This is a genomic window from uncultured Meiothermus sp. (genome assembly GCF_937863175.1).
Taxonomy (GTDB): domain Bacteria; phylum Deinococcota; class Deinococci; order Deinococcales; family Thermaceae; genus Meiothermus.
This window is the reverse complement of record NZ_CALMCQ010000013.1, coordinates 1-1,734: the sequence shown is the minus strand read 5'-3', so window position 1 is coordinate 1,734 and position 1,734 is coordinate 1. Positions and strand designations below refer to the sequence as shown.

The 1,734-nt window shown below is 58.2% G+C and carries 2 protein-coding genes and 1 pseudogene; 1 reads left to right on the top strand and 2 read right to left on the bottom strand.

Going from position 1 to position 1,734, the window contains the following annotated elements; genetic code table 11:
* Positions 1-193, bottom strand: a pseudogene (locus Q0288_RS00590) (ABC transporter permease); the annotation flags it as partial.
* Entirely contained in the window at positions 186-1,328 is a 1,143-nt protein-coding gene (locus Q0288_RS00585; RefSeq protein ID WP_299425570.1) for an ABC transporter ATP-binding protein, read from the bottom strand. The pseudogene Q0288_RS00590 and the gene Q0288_RS00585, both read right to left, overlap by 8 nt.
* A 109-nt stretch (positions 1,329-1,437) precedes the next feature.
* On the opposite strand from Q0288_RS00585, the gene Q0288_RS00580 reads away from it, so the two are divergent.
* Positions 1,438-1,701 (top strand): hypothetical protein, encoded by a 264-nt coding sequence (locus Q0288_RS00580; protein WP_299425567.1) that lies wholly within the window; start codon positions 1,438-1,440, stop codon positions 1,699-1,701.
* The last annotated feature ends 33 nt before the right edge of the window (positions 1,702-1,734 follow it).

Sequence of the window (1,734 nt, the reverse complement as noted above, 5' to 3'; positions counted from 1 at the left end):
CGGAAAAAAAGCGAATGTAGTTGTGAACCCCAAAGGGCTCCACTAGCTGGCCCAGGCTGCCCCGGCTCATCAGCGAGGCCACCAGCATGATGAGGGTGGGAATCAGCACAAACAGCAGCAGCCAGAACGCCCCTGGCCCGATGGTCAGAAGCATCTGGCGCAGGCGCTCCCTGGGGGTAGCAGCCTCACGCATAGGGATTGCTCCCTTCCGCCTCACCCTCGATCACCACCAGCTTTTCGGGTGTGAGGGCCACCCAGACCTCCTCATCGTAGGTGAATTCCTCATGCCCTGGCTCCTGGATGTCCTGGTTGAGGGTGTCGCACATCAAGCGCTGGCCATCCACCAGCAACACATACTGGTTTTCTGAGCCGGTATAGATGATGTCGTCTACCCTGGCCCGGAAAACGTTGGGCAGGCTGGGTTTCTCACGGAAGAGGCGGATTTTTTCGGGTCGAATCGAGAGCAGTACTTCCTGACCTGGGGTGAGGGCGTCTTCTTTATCGAGCTCAAACTCACCCATATGGGTTTTGACCTTTCGCGGCTCCAGGGCCCTGGCCGGGATCAGATTGGAATCGCCAATAAACTTGGCCACAAAAGCAGTCTGCGGCAGTTCGTAGATCTCTTCGGTGGGGCCTAACTGCTCTATGCGGCCCCTGTTCATCACCGCGATGCGATCCGACATTACCAGGGCTTCTTCCTGGTCGTGGGTGACAAAGATAAAGGTGATGCCCAGTCGTTCTTGCAGGTTCATCAGATCCACCCGCAGTTCCTGGCGCAGCTTGAGGTCGAGGGCCGAGAGCGGCTCGTCGAGCAGCAAGACTTCGGGTTCGTTGACCAGGGCTCTGGCCAGCGCAATCCGCTGACGTTGCCCCCCGGACATCTGGTCGGGGCGACGTTTCTCGTAGCCTGGCAGGTTGATGAGTTCCAGCGCCCACTGCACCCGCCTGGCTATCTCGTCCCTGGGCATTTTTTTCATGCGAAGGCCAAAGGCGATGTTCTGCTCGACGGTCATGTGGGGAAAGAGGGCATAGTTCTGGAAGACCGTGTTGACCGGGCGCAAATAGGGCGGCATTTCTGTCATGTCCTTGCCACCGATGATGACCCGGCCCTGATCGGGGGTATCGAAGCCCGCAATCATGCGCAGCAGGGTGGTCTTGCCGCAGCCCGATGGCCCCAACAGGCTAAAAAACTCACCGTCGCGAATGTTGAGGGTAATGTTATCTACCGCTCTATGTTCGCCAAAACGTTTAGTGACACCCTCGAGGTGCACGGCAGTACTCTCGCCCAACCTTCGATCGCGTCTGCCGCGAAATAGAGTTTGCTCCACAGGGCAGAGTGTACGCTGTGGTACAGGTTGGGGGCAACACACAAACCCACAGCTCGGAAAGAGCGGTAGATTAAGGCTCTTCCTGGCCCAACCTGGAGTAGCCAGGCCCATGAACTCCAACTCCATAGCCCAGCAGTGGGAGCGGTCGGACTCGCGGCGCTTTGTGCCGGATGCCCGGAGGCGGTTTGAGGTGTTGCGATCTCGACCGTTTTTTGACTTCTTGCTGCTGGCGGACTCCGAATTCGGCGGTTTGCTGGTGGAGGCGCTTCAGGCTTTGCGCGAAGAAATGGGGCTTCAGGCCATTCTGGCCTTGCGCAAGGCCGAGGTCTTGTACGACGCAATTGACTGGCCCCAGCCCATGCCACTTGACTAAGCGGACTTAACTGGCTACTATTCTTGTTGCCCT

Bases quoted from the DNA above. Each gene is read 5' to 3' on its own strand.
- Q0288_RS00580 (WP_299425567.1), top strand. From the start codon at position 1,438: ATGAACTCCAACTCCATAGCCCAGCAGTGGGAGCGGTCGGACTCGCGG.